The sequence below is a fragment of the Paenibacillus sp. FSL R10-2734 genome (assembly GCF_037963865.1).
Lineage (GTDB): Bacteria > Bacillota > Bacilli > Paenibacillales > Paenibacillaceae > Paenibacillus_AQ.
Window position 1 is genome coordinate 6,930,187 of the sequence record NZ_CP150170.1, and the last position, 18,743, is coordinate 6,948,929.

General features: G+C 44.7%; 14 protein-coding genes and 1 pseudogene. 3 read left to right on the top strand and 12 right to left on the bottom strand.

Features of this window, described 5'->3' with window-relative positions:
• Window position 1: 1 nt before the first annotated feature.
• Window positions 2–193, bottom strand: a pseudogene (locus NSS67_RS30080) (arabinose transporter permease); the annotation flags it as partial.
• A 160-nt stretch (window positions 194–353) separates the two neighbouring features.
• Between NSS67_RS30080 and NSS67_RS30085 the strand changes: the two are divergent.
• A complete protein-coding gene (locus tag NSS67_RS30085) occupies window positions 354–1,241 on the top strand; it encodes a helix-turn-helix transcriptional regulator (RefSeq protein ID WP_339317450.1) in 888 nt (295 codons plus the stop codon).
• A 57-nt stretch (window positions 1,242–1,298) separates the two neighbouring features.
• On the opposite strand, the gene NSS67_RS30090 is transcribed toward NSS67_RS30085, so the two are convergent.
• From NSS67_RS30090 to NSS67_RS30115, 6 genes are all read right to left on the bottom strand, one after another.
• Window positions 1,299–2,789 (bottom strand): alpha-N-arabinofuranosidase, encoded by a 1,491-nt coding sequence (locus NSS67_RS30090; RefSeq protein WP_339317451.1) that lies wholly within the window; start codon window positions 2,787–2,789, stop codon window positions 1,299–1,301.
• Window positions 2,790–3,060: 271 nt separating this feature from the next.
• Window positions 3,061–5,130 carry a class I SAM-dependent methyltransferase gene (locus NSS67_RS30095; RefSeq protein WP_339317452.1) on the bottom strand — a complete coding sequence of 690 codons (2,070 nt, stop codon included), beginning with the start codon at window positions 5,128–5,130 and terminating at the stop codon, window positions 3,061–3,063.
• Between the two features lie 127 nt (window positions 5,131–5,257).
• Window positions 5,258–6,133, bottom strand: coding sequence for a radical SAM/SPASM domain-containing protein (locus NSS67_RS30100; RefSeq protein WP_339317453.1), 876 nt, complete (start codon window positions 6,131–6,133; stop codon window positions 5,258–5,260).
• 18 nt (window positions 6,134–6,151) lie between these two features.
• Window positions 6,152–7,138 carry a Gfo/Idh/MocA family oxidoreductase gene (locus NSS67_RS30105; RefSeq protein WP_339317454.1) on the bottom strand — a complete coding sequence of 329 codons (987 nt, stop codon included), beginning with the start codon at window positions 7,136–7,138 and terminating at the stop codon, window positions 6,152–6,154.
• 306 nt (window positions 7,139–7,444) lie between these two features.
• Window positions 7,445–8,833, bottom strand: a complete 1,389-nt coding sequence (gene thrC / locus NSS67_RS30110; RefSeq protein WP_339317455.1) for a threonine synthase — start codon at window positions 8,831–8,833, stop codon at window positions 7,445–7,447.
• A gap of 103 nt (window positions 8,834–8,936) precedes the next feature.
• A complete protein-coding gene (locus NSS67_RS30115) occupies window positions 8,937–9,440 on the bottom strand; it encodes a CYTH domain-containing protein (protein WP_339317457.1) in 504 nt (167 codons plus the stop codon).
• Between the two features lie 203 nt (window positions 9,441–9,643).
• Here NSS67_RS30115 and NSS67_RS30120 point away from each other — a divergent pair, with 203 nt between their 5' ends.
• Window positions 9,644–10,183 (top strand): hypothetical protein, encoded by a 540-nt coding sequence (locus NSS67_RS30120; protein ID WP_339317458.1) that lies wholly within the window; start codon window positions 9,644–9,646, stop codon window positions 10,181–10,183.
• Window positions 10,184–10,558: 375 nt separating this feature from the next.
• On the opposite strand, the gene NSS67_RS30125 is transcribed toward NSS67_RS30120, so the two are convergent.
• The 4 genes from NSS67_RS30125 to NSS67_RS30140 all read right to left on the bottom strand — a co-directional run bounded on the left by NSS67_RS30125 (window position 10,559) and on the right by NSS67_RS30140 (window position 15,501).
• Window positions 10,559–11,545, bottom strand: a complete 987-nt coding sequence (locus tag NSS67_RS30125; RefSeq protein ID WP_339317459.1) for a phosphotransferase — start codon at window positions 11,543–11,545, stop codon at window positions 10,559–10,561.
• 105 nt (window positions 11,546–11,650) lie between these two features.
• On the bottom strand, window positions 11,651–12,199 hold the full coding sequence (locus tag NSS67_RS30130) for a GNAT family protein (protein ID WP_339317460.1): 549 nt from the start codon (window positions 12,197–12,199) through the stop codon (window positions 11,651–11,653).
• Between the two features lie 90 nt (window positions 12,200–12,289).
• Window positions 12,290–13,264, bottom strand: a complete 975-nt coding sequence (locus NSS67_RS30135; RefSeq protein ID WP_339317461.1) for a phosphotransferase — start codon at window positions 13,262–13,264, stop codon at window positions 12,290–12,292.
• A gap of 185 nt (window positions 13,265–13,449) precedes the next feature.
• On the bottom strand, window positions 13,450–15,501 hold the full coding sequence (locus tag NSS67_RS30140; RefSeq protein ID WP_339320748.1) for a beta-galactosidase: 2,052 nt from the start codon (window positions 15,499–15,501) through the stop codon (window positions 13,450–13,452).
• A gap of 160 nt (window positions 15,502–15,661) precedes the next feature.
• Here NSS67_RS30140 and NSS67_RS30145 point away from each other — a divergent pair, with 160 nt between their 5' ends.
• On the top strand, window positions 15,662–16,501 hold the full coding sequence (locus tag NSS67_RS30145; protein ID WP_339317462.1) for an AraC family transcriptional regulator: 840 nt from the start codon (window positions 15,662–15,664) through the stop codon (window positions 16,499–16,501).
• 70 nt (window positions 16,502–16,571) lie between these two features.
• On the opposite strand, the gene NSS67_RS30150 is transcribed toward NSS67_RS30145, so the two are convergent.
• A complete protein-coding gene (locus NSS67_RS30150) occupies window positions 16,572–18,725 on the bottom strand; it encodes an alpha-galactosidase (RefSeq protein ID WP_339317463.1) in 2,154 nt (717 codons plus the stop codon).
• Window positions 18,726–18,743 lie beyond the last annotated feature (18 nt).

The following is an 18,743-nucleotide window of genomic DNA, read 5'->3' on the forward strand; positions in this document are numbered from 1 at the left end:
TCTATCCCTTGACCCCGCCAACCGTCAATCCTTCAATAAAGAAACGCTGGAAGAACAGAAACAGAATTAATATAAGCAGGGTAGCTAACACCGCACCCGCAATCAGCGCATCGTAATTGTTACCTAGTGGGGACACAAATGAAGCGAGCCCAATGGGCAGAGTGAATTGTTCGGTCGTCCGTAGCACAATAATGTGGATTGTTCTAAAGTATCTCATCAACATTGTTCATATAATTACATTATTACAACTTTAAAAGGAAACGCTTTATTTATAATAATACATGTTATATCATGAAAATAAACGATGAATTACAACCTGTTTTTTAAAAATTACAACATTTTGGAGGTGTAAGATGAACTCCCCGATTCTTCACTTTATCACACCACCTATCCCTTATTTCATAGACTGTGGCCGCGCTCATTACGATGCTGGGGACTATCATATCAGTCGAAACCACATCGGTGTCTTCGATCTCATCATCGTTAAGAAGGGCATCCTTCCTATCGCAGAGAACGATTTGCAGTGGGAACTGAAAGAAGGTCAATTCCTCTTCCTTCGTCCAGATGCACATCATTACGGCTTCGCCCCCTGTCCCATCGAAACCGAAATTATCTGGATTCATTTCCAGACCTTTGGTAGCTGGAAAGAGTGTCAGGATATGGACGAATGTCTGGAAAATCAGAGCGAGCTCATCGAGAATCATAAACAAATAGCGTACTTGAATCACTGTGATGTATGCTCAATCTTTATTCCGAAACATATGGAAATCTCACAGAAAGCAATGGAAGTGCTGGAGTTCTTTTTCCATCTAGAACAGGAGCCCCAGTCCATGCGCAACTGGAAGCGCCAAGCCTCCTTCCAACAATTTCTGCAATTCTTAGACCGCGATCTTGCTGAAGCGTCAGATGCAACCGCAATTCAATTGGCTGAGAAGATTGAGCTGTTCATTCGGCAAAACTACACACGTGAAGTGACCAACTCCCTCCTTCAAAAGGAGCTCAACTATCATCCCAACTATCTCGCCAAGAATATGCTAAAAATATACGGTGTAACGCCTATGGGATATCTCCTAGCCTACCGTTTGGAGCAATCCAAAAGGCTGTTAATCCAAACGTCCTGGTCTATCGCACGTATTGCTGAAGAGGTTGGCTTTCATCATATTACTTATTACTCTTCCTGCTTCTCCAAGAAAGAAGGGATCTCACCCTCTAATTTCAGGCGAAAATTCACCTGTAAATAAGCAAGAAGAAACGGTTGCCCCCTTTATAAGATGACAACCGTTTCTTCAATCGATTACTTAAGCACGTTGTAAACGAATAACATTCCAAGATAATTTGGACAAGGAAGCCTCGAGGCGCCCATCGGCCGCTTTTGCATCCCCACGATCATGTGGCGTTACCGTATCTTGCTGCGCTACTGTATTTACCGCTTTTACATCCGTATTCTCCAGCACGGTATGCTGAATTACACGATAGCCTTCAAATCCTCGAATATCACATTCCAGTAGCAGCATATCCTCCATACTTTTATTTACAGCAAAAATAACCAATTCTTCATTCTCTTCGTTATAAACTACACTGGAGTCAAGTAGCGGTACATCCGTATAATCCTTACTGTCATATAGGGGTGAAGACACGATAGGATGCAGTACCGCACCCCGGCCATACAAGGACGCATGCATATACGGATAAAAAATACTTTGGCGCCAAGCCAAGCCTCCACTTACGGTCATAATAGGAGCAATCACGTTGACCAGCTGGGCCAAGCAAGCAATCTTCACACGGTCGGCATTATTCAGAAGCGTGATCAGCATACTTCCTACCATTAGTGCATCTTCAAACGTATACTGATCCTCCAGTTGGGCTGGTGCTACTTGCCAAGGATCAATCTGCTTATCTGACTCCAGCGTATGAAACCAGACATTCCATTCGTCGAAGGAGAGATACATTGTTTTCTTGCTGCGTTTCTTCGCTTTAATATAATCACACACTGCAACGATTTCTTTTATAAAAAGATCCATATCCAGTGATTTAGCTAGATAGTTAGCCGTATCGTTCTCCGTATTTCCATAGTAAGTATGCAGCGAAACATAATCTACCTGCTCGTAAGTATGATCCAGTACGGTAGCTTCCCACTCAGCGTAGGTAGGCATAGAACGGAAGGAGCTTCCGCAAGCCACCAGCTCGATGCTCGGATCGACCAATCTCATCGCTTTAGCGGTTTCGCTTGCTAATCTTCCATATTCAGTTGCTGTCTTCTGACCGATTTGCCAAGGGCCATCCATCTCATTGCCAAGACACCAGGTCTTAATGGCATGTGGTTGTTCGAAGCCATGAGATCTCCGCAAATCGCTATAATAGGAGCCAGACGGATGATTGCAATATTCAAGCAGATTTCGTGCCGCATCTACGCCTCTCGTGCCTAGATTGACCGCCATCATAACATCCGAACGGATTCCTTTTGCCCAGCGAATAAATTCATTGGTGCCCACTTCATTGGGTTCTGTCGTTCGCCACGCTAATTCCAGCCGCCGAGGACGATCTGCTGTTGGTCCTACTCCATCCTCCCAATTGTAACCGGATACAAAATTTCCGCCAGGATAACGAATCATCGGCACACCGATCTCTCCGATCATCGATGCTACATCTTGCCGAAATCCGTATTCATCTGCCGAAGGGTGACCCGGATCATATATTCCCCCGTATATCGCACGTCCCAAATGCTCGATAAATGAGCTGTAAATTCTAGGATCTACTTCTGCCAGTTTGAATTCCTTTTCTATTGTCATCTTGGCCTTTTTCAACATGGGCATCACTCTCTCTCGTCTTCACCTGCAAGTAAGCGCTATATTGATTATACTAACAACATTCAAAGGTTAATAAAATTAATAAATTGAACTACTTTTTTAAAATTTCCAACCACAATTTCTTATAATCAGTCAGCTAGAAATACTAATCTAACAAGGGCAAGCTTCGCTACATAGAAAAAGCAATCGGACCTCCTCCATTTCAGAGGGTTTGCCGATTGCTTTTTTAGATGCAAATGATGTTATTCTTTCGTTATTCCTTCCGAATCACAATAAAGCAGGTGCTGTCCGGCAGCGCTACTTCCTGCCCGCTCTCGTCCATGATCCTTACCCTATCACGCAGCGCTTCGGTATAACCTTCTTGCAGGTAATGCCGGAAGACCTCAATCTTCGCCTGCTTTCCTAAATTCCGTTCAATAAATGAGGCAAACTCCGTAGGGGTAAAATAACCAAACTGTTCCTGAACTTCATGAATGTAAGCCTCTTCGCCCCAAGTATACGTATATAAAAATTCCATAGCATCATTAACTGGCATAAGCACTTCTTGTTCCTCGAATCTCTCATATTGAATCTGACGTCCGGCAAAATCCTTCGCGTAACGCTCCAGCCATGCTAAACCGTCCTCCTCCAGAAAGCGAACTCTCCGCAGCAAAGATGTGGGTTCGGTCATAACCCCATCACGGATAATGATAACCCCGCCAACTGACAATACATCAAAGGCACTTCGCAGAGCGGCCGAGACGGTGTCATGATTGAACTTTTTACCATTAAGCGGTACATAAGAGTATAGCTCATGCAAAATCGAAGAGAAGATTACCGTGTCCACCGTTCCAGCCTCCACGAAATCTTTAAGATTCAGCGCATCTCCCTGAAGAACCTCCCAATGCCGTCCTTCCCGCTGCTTACGCTGACCTAGGGCTTCCACTACATTGCTCGATATATCAATGCCGATTGGGGTAACCTCTGGCATACGTTCTTCCAGCAAATCCAGCAGCACACCGCCGCCCGGGCCGATATCCAGCACCTTCTTCCCAGTGACATGTTCCAGAATCACAGCCTTATAATCTGCCGTACTATTCATTTGTGTTAAGTAGGTATCTTCATTATGAAAACGGTCGAAGGCGTCCCTCCGCAACTCGAACAGGTCGAACAACAGCAGCACAGCACGTTCATATAAAGGTGATTTTTCAGCTTCCATACAGAATTCGATCAGCTTCTCTGCCGCTGCTGAGAATTGGAACTGAAAAAACATCGTGTCTGGCAAATGCGCCTTAGAATATTGACGAAGTATTAGATGAGGGTTCTCAGCAGGTAAAGTCCCTTGTTCAATATTCTCCCATGTAAGCTCCGATAAATATTTTTCTATAATCCGCTTCTTATAAACATTGATCTTCTTAACACCCTTGTAGTCGTAGTAAATGCTGTTCATAACGTGCTCAAAGCTAATATGGCTTATGGGTTTATTCTGCGCCCTTTCGGCAGCAAGCACCATCACCTTCAGAAATTGCTCCAACGAGAAGGTCTGCATTGCAGATTCCACATACCAGAAGATAATCTTACTTAAAGACTCCAACCGTTCCGCATGGAAGCCTTCCTGTGTCAGCTTAGTCCATTCCGTAGTGAAATCCTCTCCTCTAGCGATCGGACCTAGACGCATTCTGCGCAGCCTTTCCTTCATCGGCATAGGACTAGCAAGGTTACCGGAGGAAATCAAGGCGATAAGCTGCTTCACTTCATGCTGTACATTCAGCCATAACTCCGGAGATACTGCTCCGATAATGCAATGATTGAGTACCGTCAGCAAGCGTTCCAGTTCCTCCGCAGTCAGCAGCTGCTCTTCCACAAGTTCATGGAGAGGCTTATTCACTTCTGAAGGCACCTCCCCACGAATTTGCTGCCCTATGAGTCCATGAGTCTCAATTAACCGATGAACCATCGCGCCTTTCTCGGAGACAGTCCTATCCAAATGTCTGTCATATATCTGTGCGGAACCAATGTTATGTACAAAACAATTAATACCTTCCTCCTGCCAAAGCAGCCGCTCTTTTGATGTGCCACCCTTAGCCGTTTCTGACCAGATTAACGTTTCTTCCACAAGCTCTTTGATCCAAATCGAACGGGGCAGCTGATCCAGAATCCGCAGACTGCGTTCCACATAGTCCAGCACTGGATTTCTGTGATCCAACTCTTCCAGAGATTCCACACGTTCCAAATTTACAATTTGCTCCTCGGCTTGGACAATAAGCTTCAGCCAAAGATTATCCTCCAAATGCTCTTGTACGCCTTCACGGTATAAGGTGATGGCTTCCAACGATTTCAGCATATACTCCTCCTTCGCTCCACAATGGAGACTATAAAGACTTATTATTATATATACACTCCCGTAAATTAAAAAACAGAACCAGGACTCATGAAATAGCCATGTCCAAGTTCTGTTTACATTCAAATCATTAAGTTCCGAACCGCTGCCGATATCCGCACTTGCGGCACAGCTCTTCTACTGCCTCTCTACGAGAGAACCCATAAAATAGATTATTCGCTCGCTCACCCTCAACGATTTCTGAGAACGGAGTCTCATGAATGTTTCCGAGGTTGATTACTCCTTCACCATCCAGACAGCACGGCACGACGGTACCATCTACGAGGATTGCTGCTTGGCTACGTAGCGCATGACAGAACCCTTTTCCGTCATCCTCTGGCTCGTTCAGCGCAGGCCAACGGAACTCATGGTCCTGATTGAGATACACGCGTGGGGCAATCTTGACGCCGCTGCCAGGTACGACCTTTTCTTCGATCTTGAAATCAAGGTTAAAGGCTTCCTCCAGCAGAGCAAGCGTCTCACGGTTACGATTCTTCTCCAAATTAGTCAGATTATCCTCCGTCAAATTCCACAACCGGAAGGAAATAATCACTCCTTGCGCAGAAGCTTCCCTTACAAAAGAAATGATCTCTGACAGATATCCTTCGCGGTTCTCTGAGCCTTCATGTCCATCAAAGCTATGCAGAGAGAAGTTCATCTGACGTAGTGCGGGTTTTCCAAGAATCTTAGGCCCAGCCTTATGAATTAACGTACCATTAGTTGTAATATTGACCTTGAACCCCTTGGCATGGGCGGCATCGAGCAGCTCACCAATCTTGGGATGCAGCAGGGGCTCACCTTTAACGTGAAGGTAAATATGATTACTATGTGGCTTAATTTCATCTAATATCGTATTAAACGTATCGAGCTTCATAAAGTTCTTCGTTCGGGCAGTTTGTGGGCAAAAGCTGCAGGCCAGGTTGCAGACGCTTGTTATCTCAATGTATACCTTTTTAAAAGTCTTCAAGTGCTGCTCCCCTTCTATTTATAAATCTGCGGCATAGCGGAGGCCGATCTGCGCTCTGGCTTCCTCCATAACCTCTGCTACCGCCAAGGAATTCGCATGCGTATTAATTCTACTCTCCCGTTCACCAATCTTAATTAGGTTGATGAATTCCTCAACCTCATAATACATAGACTCGTACACCTGAGGCTGCGTAAGCTCCTCGACAGTCCCGTCACGATAATGAATCTTCACTTGATAAGGCTGGTTGATCTTGTCGATCACCATTGTACCATTTTCCCCTTGAATCTCGGCTGGCAAATAGGAATCAGCGATTTTGGAATGCATCACAACTGCGTCCATATCATCGTATTGCATGACAATGCTTCCTTCGCCATCCACTCCAGAAGTAAGCATGAGACCCACGGCCTGTACAGACTTTGGTTTCCCGAACAAGACTACCATAGGATACAAGCAGTAAACACCAAGATCCATCAACGAGCCATTAGAGTAGGCTGGATTGAAGGCATTTAACACCGTTCCCTGCCGATAGGCATCATATCTCGATGAGTATTGACAATAGCTTGCGAAATAACGGCGAACTTGGCCGATTTTATACAAATTGTCTCTGATCACTCCGAAATTCGGCATGAATGTCGACTTCATCGCTTCTACTAGTAACACATCATTGTCCCGCGCAGCTTCAATCATAGCTCTAAGCTCCGCGCTGTTTGAGGCAGCCGGTTTCTCACAAAGCACATGCTTGCCATGATTTAAGCACATAATCGCCTGCTCAGCATGCATGGAGTTTGGGCTCGCAATATATATAGCATCGACATCTTTACTGGAAACCATATCTTCCAGATTCGTATAAATTGTAGCTCCAGCATATTTTGCAGCAAAGGCCTGACCCTTCTCCATTGTGCGGGAGTACACGGCTGTCAGGATAAACTCCTCATTCTCCAAGCCGGCTTGCACGAAGCGGTCTGTAATAAAGTTTGTTCCAATGACCCCGAAACGAATTGTCATGATAATCCCGTCCTTTTTAGTTCTTACTAAAACTCTATATGCTATTTTCTCACTCTCTGGGTGGTCATGTCTACTTTTCAGGACAATTTTCCGACAAATTCCGATAGATCCATCTTGTGAAAAAAAGCACCACTCTTCATCTTTCGTCAATACCACACTTTTCATAGTAAATGCAACATGATTTGTCCCAAGGTGCAGCAAGCATAAACGCCTTCGGCGTCCCTATATATACTTTCTAAAACGTTAAAAAAAGGCTCCCATTCTTAACCAAGAACAGGAGCCTTTTGAGCCATATTAAATTACAGCTTATTTATAAAAAGCCTGCAATTGACGTACAATTTCATCCTTGTCATGATCCACTACCATTTGGTGCTGTGGCATCTCGAACAAAGCTTTAATTTGTGCCGGGAATTCTTGCTTAATGTCGATCAGGGTAATCGCCTCATCAAACTTAGCTGGATGTGCGGTCGCAAAGGTAATCCCAATCTCATCCGAGCCATTAAAAGCCTCATAAGCCGCGATTCCACATGCAGTATGCGGATCAAGCAGATAGCTATGTTCTTTTTGATACTTAGTGATCGTATTTAAGCATTCGTCATTCTTCACACCCAGCGCTGCAAAATCCTGCTGCACCTGCTGAAGTGCTTCGCCTTCAACCGTAATCTTACCCTCAGTCTGCAGCTTGGACATATACGCAGATAACTTCTCGGAATCCTCGCCTACCAAATAATACAGATAACGTTCAAAATTGCTCGCCACTTGGATATCCATCGAAGGACTGTACGTGCTTGTAAAGCTGCCTGGCTTGTATTCACCAGTGTTCACGAAACGCTCTAAAATGTTATTTTCATTCGTAGCAATAATTAGTTTGTTAATCGGTAAGCCCATTTGCTTAGCCAAATATCCGGAGAAAATATTACCGAAGTTACCGGAAGGTACGCTGATGTTAATCTTCTTCTCGCTGCTGCCATCGACATGCAAATACGCATAAAAATAGTAGACGGTCTGCGCCAGAATACGCACAAAGTTAATGGAGTTAATCGCACGTAGGTGATAACGACCCTTAAAGTCGAGATCCGCGAACAGATCCTTAATCACCTTCTGGCAATCATCAAAGTTACCATGAACAGACAGGTTCAGTACATTGCTGTCATCTACCGTAGTCATCTGCAGCTCCTGCACTTTACTTACCTTACCATGTGGATGAAGAATACAGATCTTGATTCCTTCTTTACCGCGAACACCCTGAATGGCAGCAGCCCCAGTATCCCCCGAGGTTGCTCCGAGGATGTGGATGATCTTGTTCTGCTTTTTGGAAATATAAGAGTACAGCTCACCCATAAACTGCAGCGCTACATCTTTGAAGGCAAAAGTAGGCCCATGGAACAATTCCAGTACATATAAGGAATCATTTACTTGGTGAATTGGCGTTACTTCCGGTGCGCGGAAATTGCCATAACTAGTGTTGACCATTTCCTGCAAATCCTCGAAAGGAATCTCATCATTAGTGTAATAGGCGAAGATCTTCAGGAACAGCTCCTGGTAGCTAAGACTTCTCCACTCTTCCAAAGTAGCTGCTGAAACGACAGGAATCTCTGAAGGGACCATCAGTCCGCCATCATCCGCAAGTCCCATCAACACCGTATCGATAAAGCCTTTAGGTTCCACATTGCCTCTTGTGCTTATATACTTCATGCTCATCCTCCTGAACCCCTCTATATAATATATATAAATATAAATTTCACTTTATAGCTGCTTGTTTTCCCTATATACTACCACGTTTACGCGCTAAAGTCCGTTAATTCTTTGTCTTATTTTGTAGCTCTTTCCAGACCGTTTTGTTGCTGTACTGCCGCTCCGTGCTGACATCCTTGCCGAACCATTCAGGCGCCTTGAAGCTTTCCGCTTCCTCCAGAGATTCAAATTCAACCTCTAGAACGGACAGTTTTAGTTGAGAATAGACGTCGATCTCAACCGTTACGTCATTCCATACCGCCGTAATCCGCTCTTTGACCAAAGCTACCGCATTTACCGCCTCAATCATCTGATTATATAAACCTTCTGAGATAAAATATTCGATTTCTTCGCGTTTGATCCCTTTGCCATCCTTAAACGTGTGTGTGTAGGTTACCTCACCTGAGTCCAAATCCGTAATTTTACGCACGCGCAGCTCTTGTCCTCCGTCTATCGCCAGATACGTCTGATCGATATTATGCCGGGTCACAATCTTCAATTCACCTTCTTGAATTAGTCGCTCCGGAAATTCCGGCAGCAGAAACTTGCGTTCGATCTCCAAAGCCATGATGTTTCGCTCCTCTTCGTGCCATTTATTTTATATTAATAATCATCATAGGGGTGAGACAAACTCAAGTCAATGTGGATTACGGGGAAAATAGTCTGCTCCTGAAGAAAAAGTGAACCTGTTGCGCTCAGTGTGCTTGGGCGGATTCGTCATGCGGTTAGCGGGAGTGTGCTTGTGCAGATTCGTCATGCGTTGGCGGGAGCGTGCTTGGTGGGGTTCGTCATGCGTTTGGCGGGAGTGTGCTTGGGCGGATTCGTCATGCGGTCAGCGGGAGTGTGCTTGGTCGGTTTCGTCATGCGGTTGGTGGGAGCGTGCTTGGGCGGATTCTTCATGCGGTTAGCGGGAGCGTGGCTGGTTGGATTGTTCATGCGGTTGCGGGAGCGTGTTTGGTGGGATTCGTCATGAGTTGGTGGGAGTGTGGCTGGTTGGATTCGTCATGCGGTTGCGGGAGCGTGTTTAGTGGGATTCGTCATGCGGTCAGCGGGAGTGTGCTTGGTCGGTTTCGTCATGCGGTTGGTGGGAGCGTGCTTGGGCGGATTCTTCATGCGGTTAGCGGGAGCGTGGCTGGTTGGATTGTTCATGCGGTTGCGGGAGCGTGTTTGGTGGGATTCGTCATGAGTTGGTGGGAGTGTGGCTGGTTGGATTCGTCATGCGGTTGCGGGAGCGTGTTTGGTGGGATTCGTCATGAGTTGGTGGGAGTGTGGCTGGTTGGATTCGTCATGCGGTTGCGGGAGCGTGTTTAGTGGGATTCTTCATGAGTTGGCACGAGCGTGCATTAGGTGAGGTTCCTAATTGTCTTGCGGACTGTATAGTCGCTATTTACGAAAAAAGCGCCTTTTGGGGCAGCTATCGGACCCAGAAGGCACTATTCACTCCAAAACACCTCATTTTGCCACAGTTTTCAGCCAATAGCTGCACTGGAGTCCGAAAAAGCCCCAAATCAGCTACTTTTGAGCAAATAAGGACTCCTGTGTCCGTTGGCAGCGCAGACCGCATTTAATCTTCACTGAAATTACTTAGTAGACTAACCTCAATAATTGAAACAGCGGCAGTCATCGACTGGGAAAACAAAGCCCTAGACTGTCGCTGTTTAATTGAACTATAGTGTTCCGCGTTGTCTAAATATTCCCTAACAAAGCGGACAACTTTTTTTGATTTTCAGCAAGCCAAATCATTTCCTTTGCAAAGCGAGCTGGCGGTACACTATGTTGATCCATGTTAGCATTAATCCACCATGTGCTTTCCATATACCACAACAACTGTAATGAATGTGTTAAATAGCCCTCTACCACGTCGCGTTCCTCACTGTACCCTTCCATAAACGCCGATGCCAAGGAGACATCTAAATTATCATCTAAGGCACATGACATCACAGCACGAGCTACATCAAGTTGCGGATAGTCATATTTTAGTCGATCAAAATCTAGAATTGCAGTTAATCCGTTATCATTAAATAAAAGATTATCTACCCAAAGGTCACGATGTGCCCATCCTGTTTGAAGTAATTCGAGTAGTTCAATATTCATTTCTTCAGTAGCTTTAATTTGAGTTTCTATATCAGTAAGCAACTGAGGGTTACCAACTCCCTTAGTCTTTTCCCAAACGGAGTTCCAATGAGCTAAACGCTCCTCACGGCTTGGAGGAATAAATTGTGGGCTATTTTCACTGCCAAGTGTCCCGTCATTTAGCAATCGATGCATTTTTCCTGTTGCTCGGCCTAAATCGTATATTTGGTTGACATTAGTTTTACCTGATGAAATTAGTTTTCCCTGACAATATTCCATCACCAGGAAGCGTTCTCCATTATCAGATTCAAGCAAAATACTTTCATTCTGTGATAACACTTTCGGGCACGCTAGACCTTGGTCATACAATCTAATCTGTTGAGAGAGTGCTAACAATATCTCCTCTGGGTTATATAATTTATATCTTTCTTTGTTGTATTGTTTAAGTAAAAAATCTCCTGCATCCGTCGTAACTTTCCACTTTAAATTTAACCAGCCTCGTTTTATTGAAGTAGTATCAATTACATTCAAACCGAATGAACGATGAAATGTTTTTATGAGGTCATCCAAGATCATTTCCTCCGTTAATATTGTCTCCATTTGGTCAACTCCTATATTTATACTGTATAAGTTTTTATTCCTTATGGAGACCTATATAACCTCTGGGATAAATCTAAGTTTTTGCGCTATACTGCCCGTTAATAATCAATCTGTTATCAATTTGGAATACATATTGAGATCGTTAAACTTCCCGTTTACTCTTTCAGACTGTCTTAGTGTTCCTTCAAACGTAAAGTTCAGCTTCTGTAAGACTTTTACTGAATTCACGTTTTCGGGTTCCACTTTTGCTTCGATTCGATTCAGCTTTAATGATAAGAATGCGTAATCTAACAAAGCACAGATAGCCTCTGAAGCGTATCCTCTTCCCCAAAATGCTCTAGTAATGTCATATCCAATTTCCGCTTTTGCATTTTCAAAATCTAAGAAATTAAAACCACAAGAACCTATGATTTCATCGGATTCCATTTCAATTATAGAGAAACGAATAGCTTTGTTATCTTGAGAAAATTCATCAAGAAGCTTAATCATATCTTTCGCCTGACTTTCATCAGTAAAACAATCAACATTCATGAACTTGGTAACCTCTGGATCAGACCAAATTTTAAACAAACTAGGAGAATCCGAGACTTTCATTTTTCTTAAATGTAATCGTTCTGTACGTAACTCTGTAGTTAACATTATTTTTACCTCCATTAAATTTTAATAGTTGGTTTAAAAATAATGATCTCTGCGCATAGTTCAGTCCCTTCATTTAACATTCTCCATTAATGTATCACAACATCGCTAAAACGAATAATATACCTCTTTTCCCTCAAGAAAATCTCGACAAAGCGTGCTACATATTTTGGAGGCATGCTCTTGAATCCAGCCGTTCCTCTCAGAGTCATGAATGAAAAATACGTAACTAATAAAAATATCCATAAATATTTGTCCTTCAATGTACCGAATCTCATCCAGTGAAAAGCTTGTTTTAGATGCATAACCATCCAAAAGCGTTTTTCGGAGCTCACTTTTTAGCATGGAAGATGCGGAGCCCAAATCAAACAAGTAGTATCCGTAACCAAATAAGCAATAATCTATTAAGATTGGATTGTATTCTGACACAACGACATTCCCCAGTTGAAAATCAGCATGAATGAATCCCCATGAGTTGTCCCTAGCGTCCAGTTCTGTTAACTGTTGTTTTACTACGAATAGAACGCTACTAATAACATCGTAATCCTCCTGATTCAGGACTCCGTTGTTTGTACCCTGTCGAAGTTCTTTCAACGTTTCATCAATCTTTTGGACGTCGTAGACAGGTCTATGTAACTTCAAGGGCATTAACGTTCGTGAAAATTTATGTAAACTGGCAAGATTTTCGCCTAATCTAAATACAATTTGTTCAATGTTGTCTTCATCTTGGGTAAGCGTCGAACCTTCGATCCATTCTAAAAGAGTTGCCAAACTGGTACCAAATTGATCAGAAATATATTCAGTAACCAATTCTCCCTTTTGATTTACTACAGGTCTTTGAACCTTCAGTATGTTATTTTGATCGATTTCTCGTAGAAAAAACATTTCAGACTGCAATCCATCTCGAGTATGTTGCAAGCCTGAGAACCCTTCAGATATTGGTTTATGTATGCGTAACAAGTACTGCTTATTATCCGGTTTGTTGGTCACTTTAAATGTAATATTTTCATTATGTCTAATGAATTCAATGATTGGCTCGATGAACGAATACTGCAACAATACTTTCTCAGCTTCAATGATCACAAGACTTCCCTCCTTCAAATCTAGAGTATCCTTTATATTGTACCTGTTGCTCATTGTATTTACTTGGAATAAATAACTATATTTAAAAAGTATCCCCTTGAAGAGCTCTAATAAAAAAAAAATAGAGTTACATATTAGATCTCTAATACGTAACTCCAATTATTTTCATTAGCTATTTCATAGTCTTAATGCAAAATCAATACACCAAAGCCTTCCAGAGTAATCTCACCCGATAACGTTGTTCCGCTCAGTAAATCCGTTTTAGTCTCATGCAGATGTAAAGAGGCAGGCGTTTCACTATAGTTAAGTAAAAAAGTATAGCTGAAAGAAGCCCCGTTACGAATTTGCAGCTCTACTTCTGCTGGAAGCTCGATCCACTTTGCTGGCGACTGCAAACCGATTTGATCAATGATTATGGACGCTGCCTGTTCATTAAAGACTGCTCCGTAGTACCACACCTCACCCTTACCGCGACGATTTCTCGTAACCGCCGGTTTTCCCGCATAATAATCAGAGGCATAAACCGCCATGACTTCGGCCGAAGCATCCTCAATACGAAGAATATCATTAAAATCATCTGCCCCAGTAATCACTTCGGTCGCACCCGACCAGCTAATCGTTGTTGGCTGACGACTGCCCTTAACCATTGTGAATTCTTCGACTGTGATTCCGCATAAATCCCTAGCAGCACCTGGGAAAGGACGCATATAGCATTGGCCGCGTTCATCCTTATAGCCGGTTCTGCATCCGAAGATCAGTTTTCCACCTTGCTGAACATATGCATCTAGGAGTGACGCTGTCTCATCTGTCATGATCGCCGGGTGAGGATAGATAAGCACGTCGTACCGTGCAAGCTCTTCCAGCGTTGTCTTTTTGCGTAAATAGAGTACGTCATTTGGGATATGCTTCCGCTGAAGGGCCTTGTACCACTCCTTGTTACTCTTCCACATAAATGGACCATGCCAAACATCGTATTCTCCATCCCACTCATTAGCATAATCACGAACAATAGCAACGTTAGCCTGATTACGTGTACCGACAAGCGCTTGACCTGCCGCTGCCAACTCTTGACCGATCTGTCCCGCTTCCCGCACTCTTCGGTTCGGCTGGTTATGGTAGTCGTTAATGCCATGCCAATAAATTTCATTGCCCATCGTAGCGGTCCGCCAGCGGAAATATAGCACCATGTCGGCGCCATGAGCGATCGATTGATAGGTCCATAACCGCATCTGTCCCGGCTTCGGAGAAGGCATATCCATCCGGTTCACCCATCCCCCAGGTCCCGACTGCTGCTCCATAATACAGAAATTCGGGGAAATGGAACGAACAACCGATAATGACAGCCCCCAGCCTCTATCATTCAGCGGATTCTGCTCATTCGGATCATAAAAAATAGTAGAGAACTGAGGATAGGAATCATAGCTGAAGAAATCTAGCAATCCATCCGTCAATTCATGACTGTCGAGATGCCCGAACAGACCGTTTGTTGTTACCCATTGCTTAGGGGCGAGTTTACGGATGATATCCGCTTGGTTTTTGGCAAAAGAAATCGTATTGTCCGATATGAACCTTTTTTCATCCAAAGCCTGATGAGGATTGGGCTGCTTAGGTGATGGAGTCGGACGTGGAAGATATACCTGAGACCAATCACTGTAGCTCTGATTCCAAAAAACAGCCCCCCAAGCCTCGTTTAGCTGCTCAAGCGTGACATATTTATGCTGCAGCCATTCCCGAAAAGCCCTGTGGTCACTCTCCGAATAAAATTCACTGATCTCGCAGTTCAGTTCATTATCAATTTGCCAGCCAACCACACCCGGATGATTCCCATAATGTTCAGCCATTTGTTCCGTAATCCGCGCACACAGCTCACGGTATTTGAGGCTGCTGTAATTATAATGACGGCGCATGCCATGCTGAAGCGTAACACCTTCATAGGTCACATTGAGTACTTCTGGATACTTATAGGTCAGCCAAGCTGGAGGTGTAGCCGTCGGAGTGCCAAGCACAACCTGAAGACCATGTTTATGAGCTAGATCAATCACTCGATCAAAGAGCCCGAACTGAAATTCACCCTCAGCAGGTTCGAAAATCGACCAGGCAAACTCCCCGATCCGTATGATCGTGAAGCCTAATTCTCGCATCCGGCGATAATCGTCCTCCCACATGCTTTCCGGCCAGTGCTCCGGATAATAACAGACGCCAAGCTCGAACTTTTCTGTTGCGACAGGTTTCTTCATCATTACCTCCAAAGTATTAAAAATATGCTTTCGGTATTTTATAATTCTATTGTAGTATCAGTGATAAGAACCCTTATATAACAAAATATTGCGATCATATAACAATATTGCGTGATTGCCTTGGTTCACCTAGGGCATCTAGAAATGGGAGGCTCCAAACATGAAGAAACAATGGTATTTGCCGAATCCGGCTTTTTCAAAATATGTCTGTTATCCTGAGTTTCTAGGTCATTACACTGACTTTCCACAGCATACAGAGAGAAGAAGTGAAGGGTTTCTGGGAAGCTATAATCTACATTTGATCTTTGGTGGGGAGGGCTATGTATTTCATGACGGAGAACGCATTCCCATGAGCAGAGGAAGAGGTTTCCTATACCCTAAAGGGGCCTATCAGCAGTATGGCTCCGATCTAGGAGATCCTTGGGATGTTCGCTGGGTTCATTTCGGGACTGAAATTGCTTTACCCTTACTAGAGGATGCTGACCAGTCTCGTGCATACTTATTCACCTTTGATCCAGAAGCCAAGCTAGACGATCTATTCGACGAAATGTACTCGCTCAGCGAATCTTACGTGACACGTAGTGAGCCAAGACTATCCGCACTACTCTATGAACTTCTAGTGAAATTGCTACAGAACTCCGAGCCGCTTCACGGTTCAGTACCTCACGAGGTCAGACAGTCTATCCGCAGTGCCGCAGATATCATTCATGTCGAATGTGCCCGCCCATGGTCACTGGAATCGATGGCGAGACTAACAGGGTATAGCAGCTATCATTTTCTACGACTGTTCCGAATGATTATGGGCAAAACACCCAACCGTTACTTAACGGATTGTCGACTGGCCAGAGCCAAGCTTCTACTTGTATCTACTGGGCTCTCTGTTGCTCAGGTAGCGATACAATCAGGCTTTGCCCAATCCAGCTATTTCATTAAAGTGTTCAGAAAGTTTGAGGGCATGTCCCCTGTGAAGTATCGGCAAGCATTCGGATCATCTTCTTGAATACTTATACCAACACAAAAAACAAGCCAAGAACCGCGCTCTTAGCTTGCTTTCTTTTGAAATAAACGGTCTATTCCCGTGCCTTCAGCTTATAACATCCGCTAACATAATCCTGCTGGATATCCGGTAGCGTTAGTCCTATCTGCATCAATCGATCACCGCCATAAACCTCACCACTCGCTTCCAGTACATAATCGAGTTCTGGATTCAGGCCATTCAGCTTCAAGCTGCGGCGGGGCGGGTGCGGCACAGCCATTACCCGGAAGTAATAAACGAGCGCCTCACACTGATCGTCTGAGACGAACATCCATGCCGTTTCGTTACCCTCGAACGGGCTTTGCAGACGGTACAGATTGCCCTGCTGTACAAGACTTCGGATCTGTTTATAGTTCGCAACCTGTTCCTTCACAAGCTCCTTCTCTTCGTCTGTAAACTTCGTAAGATCCAGCTCGTAACCGAAATTACCGGACATAGCTACATCTCCACGGAAGGACAGCGGGGTGATCCGCCCTACCTGATGATTCGGCACAGCGGACACATGCGCACCTATCGAACTAACCGGATACACCAGACTTGTTCCATACTGAATCTTTAGCCGTTCCACAGCATCCGTATCATCACTAGTCCAGGTCTGCGGCATGTAATGCAGCATGCCTGGGTCAAAACGGCCACCACCACTACAGCAGCTCTCAAACAGAATATTTGGAAACTCTGAAGTGATTTGCTCCAATAGTTCATACAGACCAAGCACATAACGATGTGCGGTTTCCCCTTGGCGTTCAGCTGGTAGCTCTGCAGAGCCAATCTCCGTTAAACAACGGTTCATATCCCATTTCACATAGCTAATGGGCACAGTCGAGAAAATCTGGGACAGCGACTCATAAATATACTGGCGCACATCCTCCCGAGTATAGTCCAGCACCAGTTGCCAGCGCGCTTCGCTGCGGCGACGTCCCGGTACATGCAGACACCAGTCGGGATGCTTCCGGTAGAGCTCACTGTCTGGCGAGATCATTTCCGGTTCGAACCAGAGGCCGAACTGCAAGCCTAGATTGTTGACGCGCTGGGCGACATCAGTCAATCCACCTGGAAGCTTGCGCAGATCCTCCACCCAATCTCCGAGAGAGGAGTTGTCTGCATCTCTTTTGCCAAACCAGCCATCATCCAGCACGAATAGCTCGATCCCAAGCTTCGCTCCTTCGGCCGCAATCGACTCCAGTTTGTCCGCGTTGAAGTTGAAATAGGTAGCTTCCCAGTTGTTGACCAGAATCGGCCGTTCCTTGTCTCTATATAACCCTCTGCATAAACGGGTCCGGTATAGACGGTGATAGGTTCTCGACATTTCCCCGATCCCCTCGGATGAATACACCATAACTACCTCTGGGGTCTGGAATTGTTCCCCCGGCTCAAGCAGCCACGAGAAATCAAAGGAGTTCAGCCCCATCGTAAACCGTGTCATCCCAAAGGAATCAACCTCTGCCTCGGCTTCAAAGCCTCCACTATACACAAGACTGAAGCCGTATGCCTCGCCATGATTTTCATTCGTTTCAGGTTTCACCAGCGCTGCAAATGGATTTAACTGATGGCTGCTCATCCCTCTGCGGCTCCCAATGGTCGTTCCGCCTTGCATCAGACGTCTGCGAGTCAGATTACCTTCCCTTGACCAAGCTCCTGCCAAATAGATCATATCCATTTCGCCAGCATGAAAATCAACACTAGCACTCAGTGCTCGGAGTAATTGGAGCTTGGATTCCCCACCATTTGTGAACTCCACAGAGCGGGTAATTACGTTGGAATGCTCATATATGGTATATCGTAAAATAACAGTTACCTTGGCGTAATCATCCTTAAGCGTAAGCTCCAACGTCTGTGCTTCTTGATCAGACTCTACATATACCGAAGGCAAGCCAGCAAGCGCTGGTTTACCCTTCATTACCCGATACCCGCTGTATTTCAATTCCGTGATACGTGTGCCATCTTCAAGCCGAATTTGATAGGCAGGCGTTCTGAAATCTCCCGTGCCGTATTGTGGGTATTCCTGCGGAAGCCGGTCGAGACCTGTATTCCCCCCTAGATTCAACAGCCCTTCCAAGTTGCTGTCACTACGCAGCTTTTTCCCCCAATACACATGTGCCGGATAATCATTAATAAGCTGAAGAATATAGCTCATGCCTGCACTCTGTAAATGGAACAATCCTTTATCTTCATGAACCGAAATCCCCATCTCCTACTCCTTCTCTCT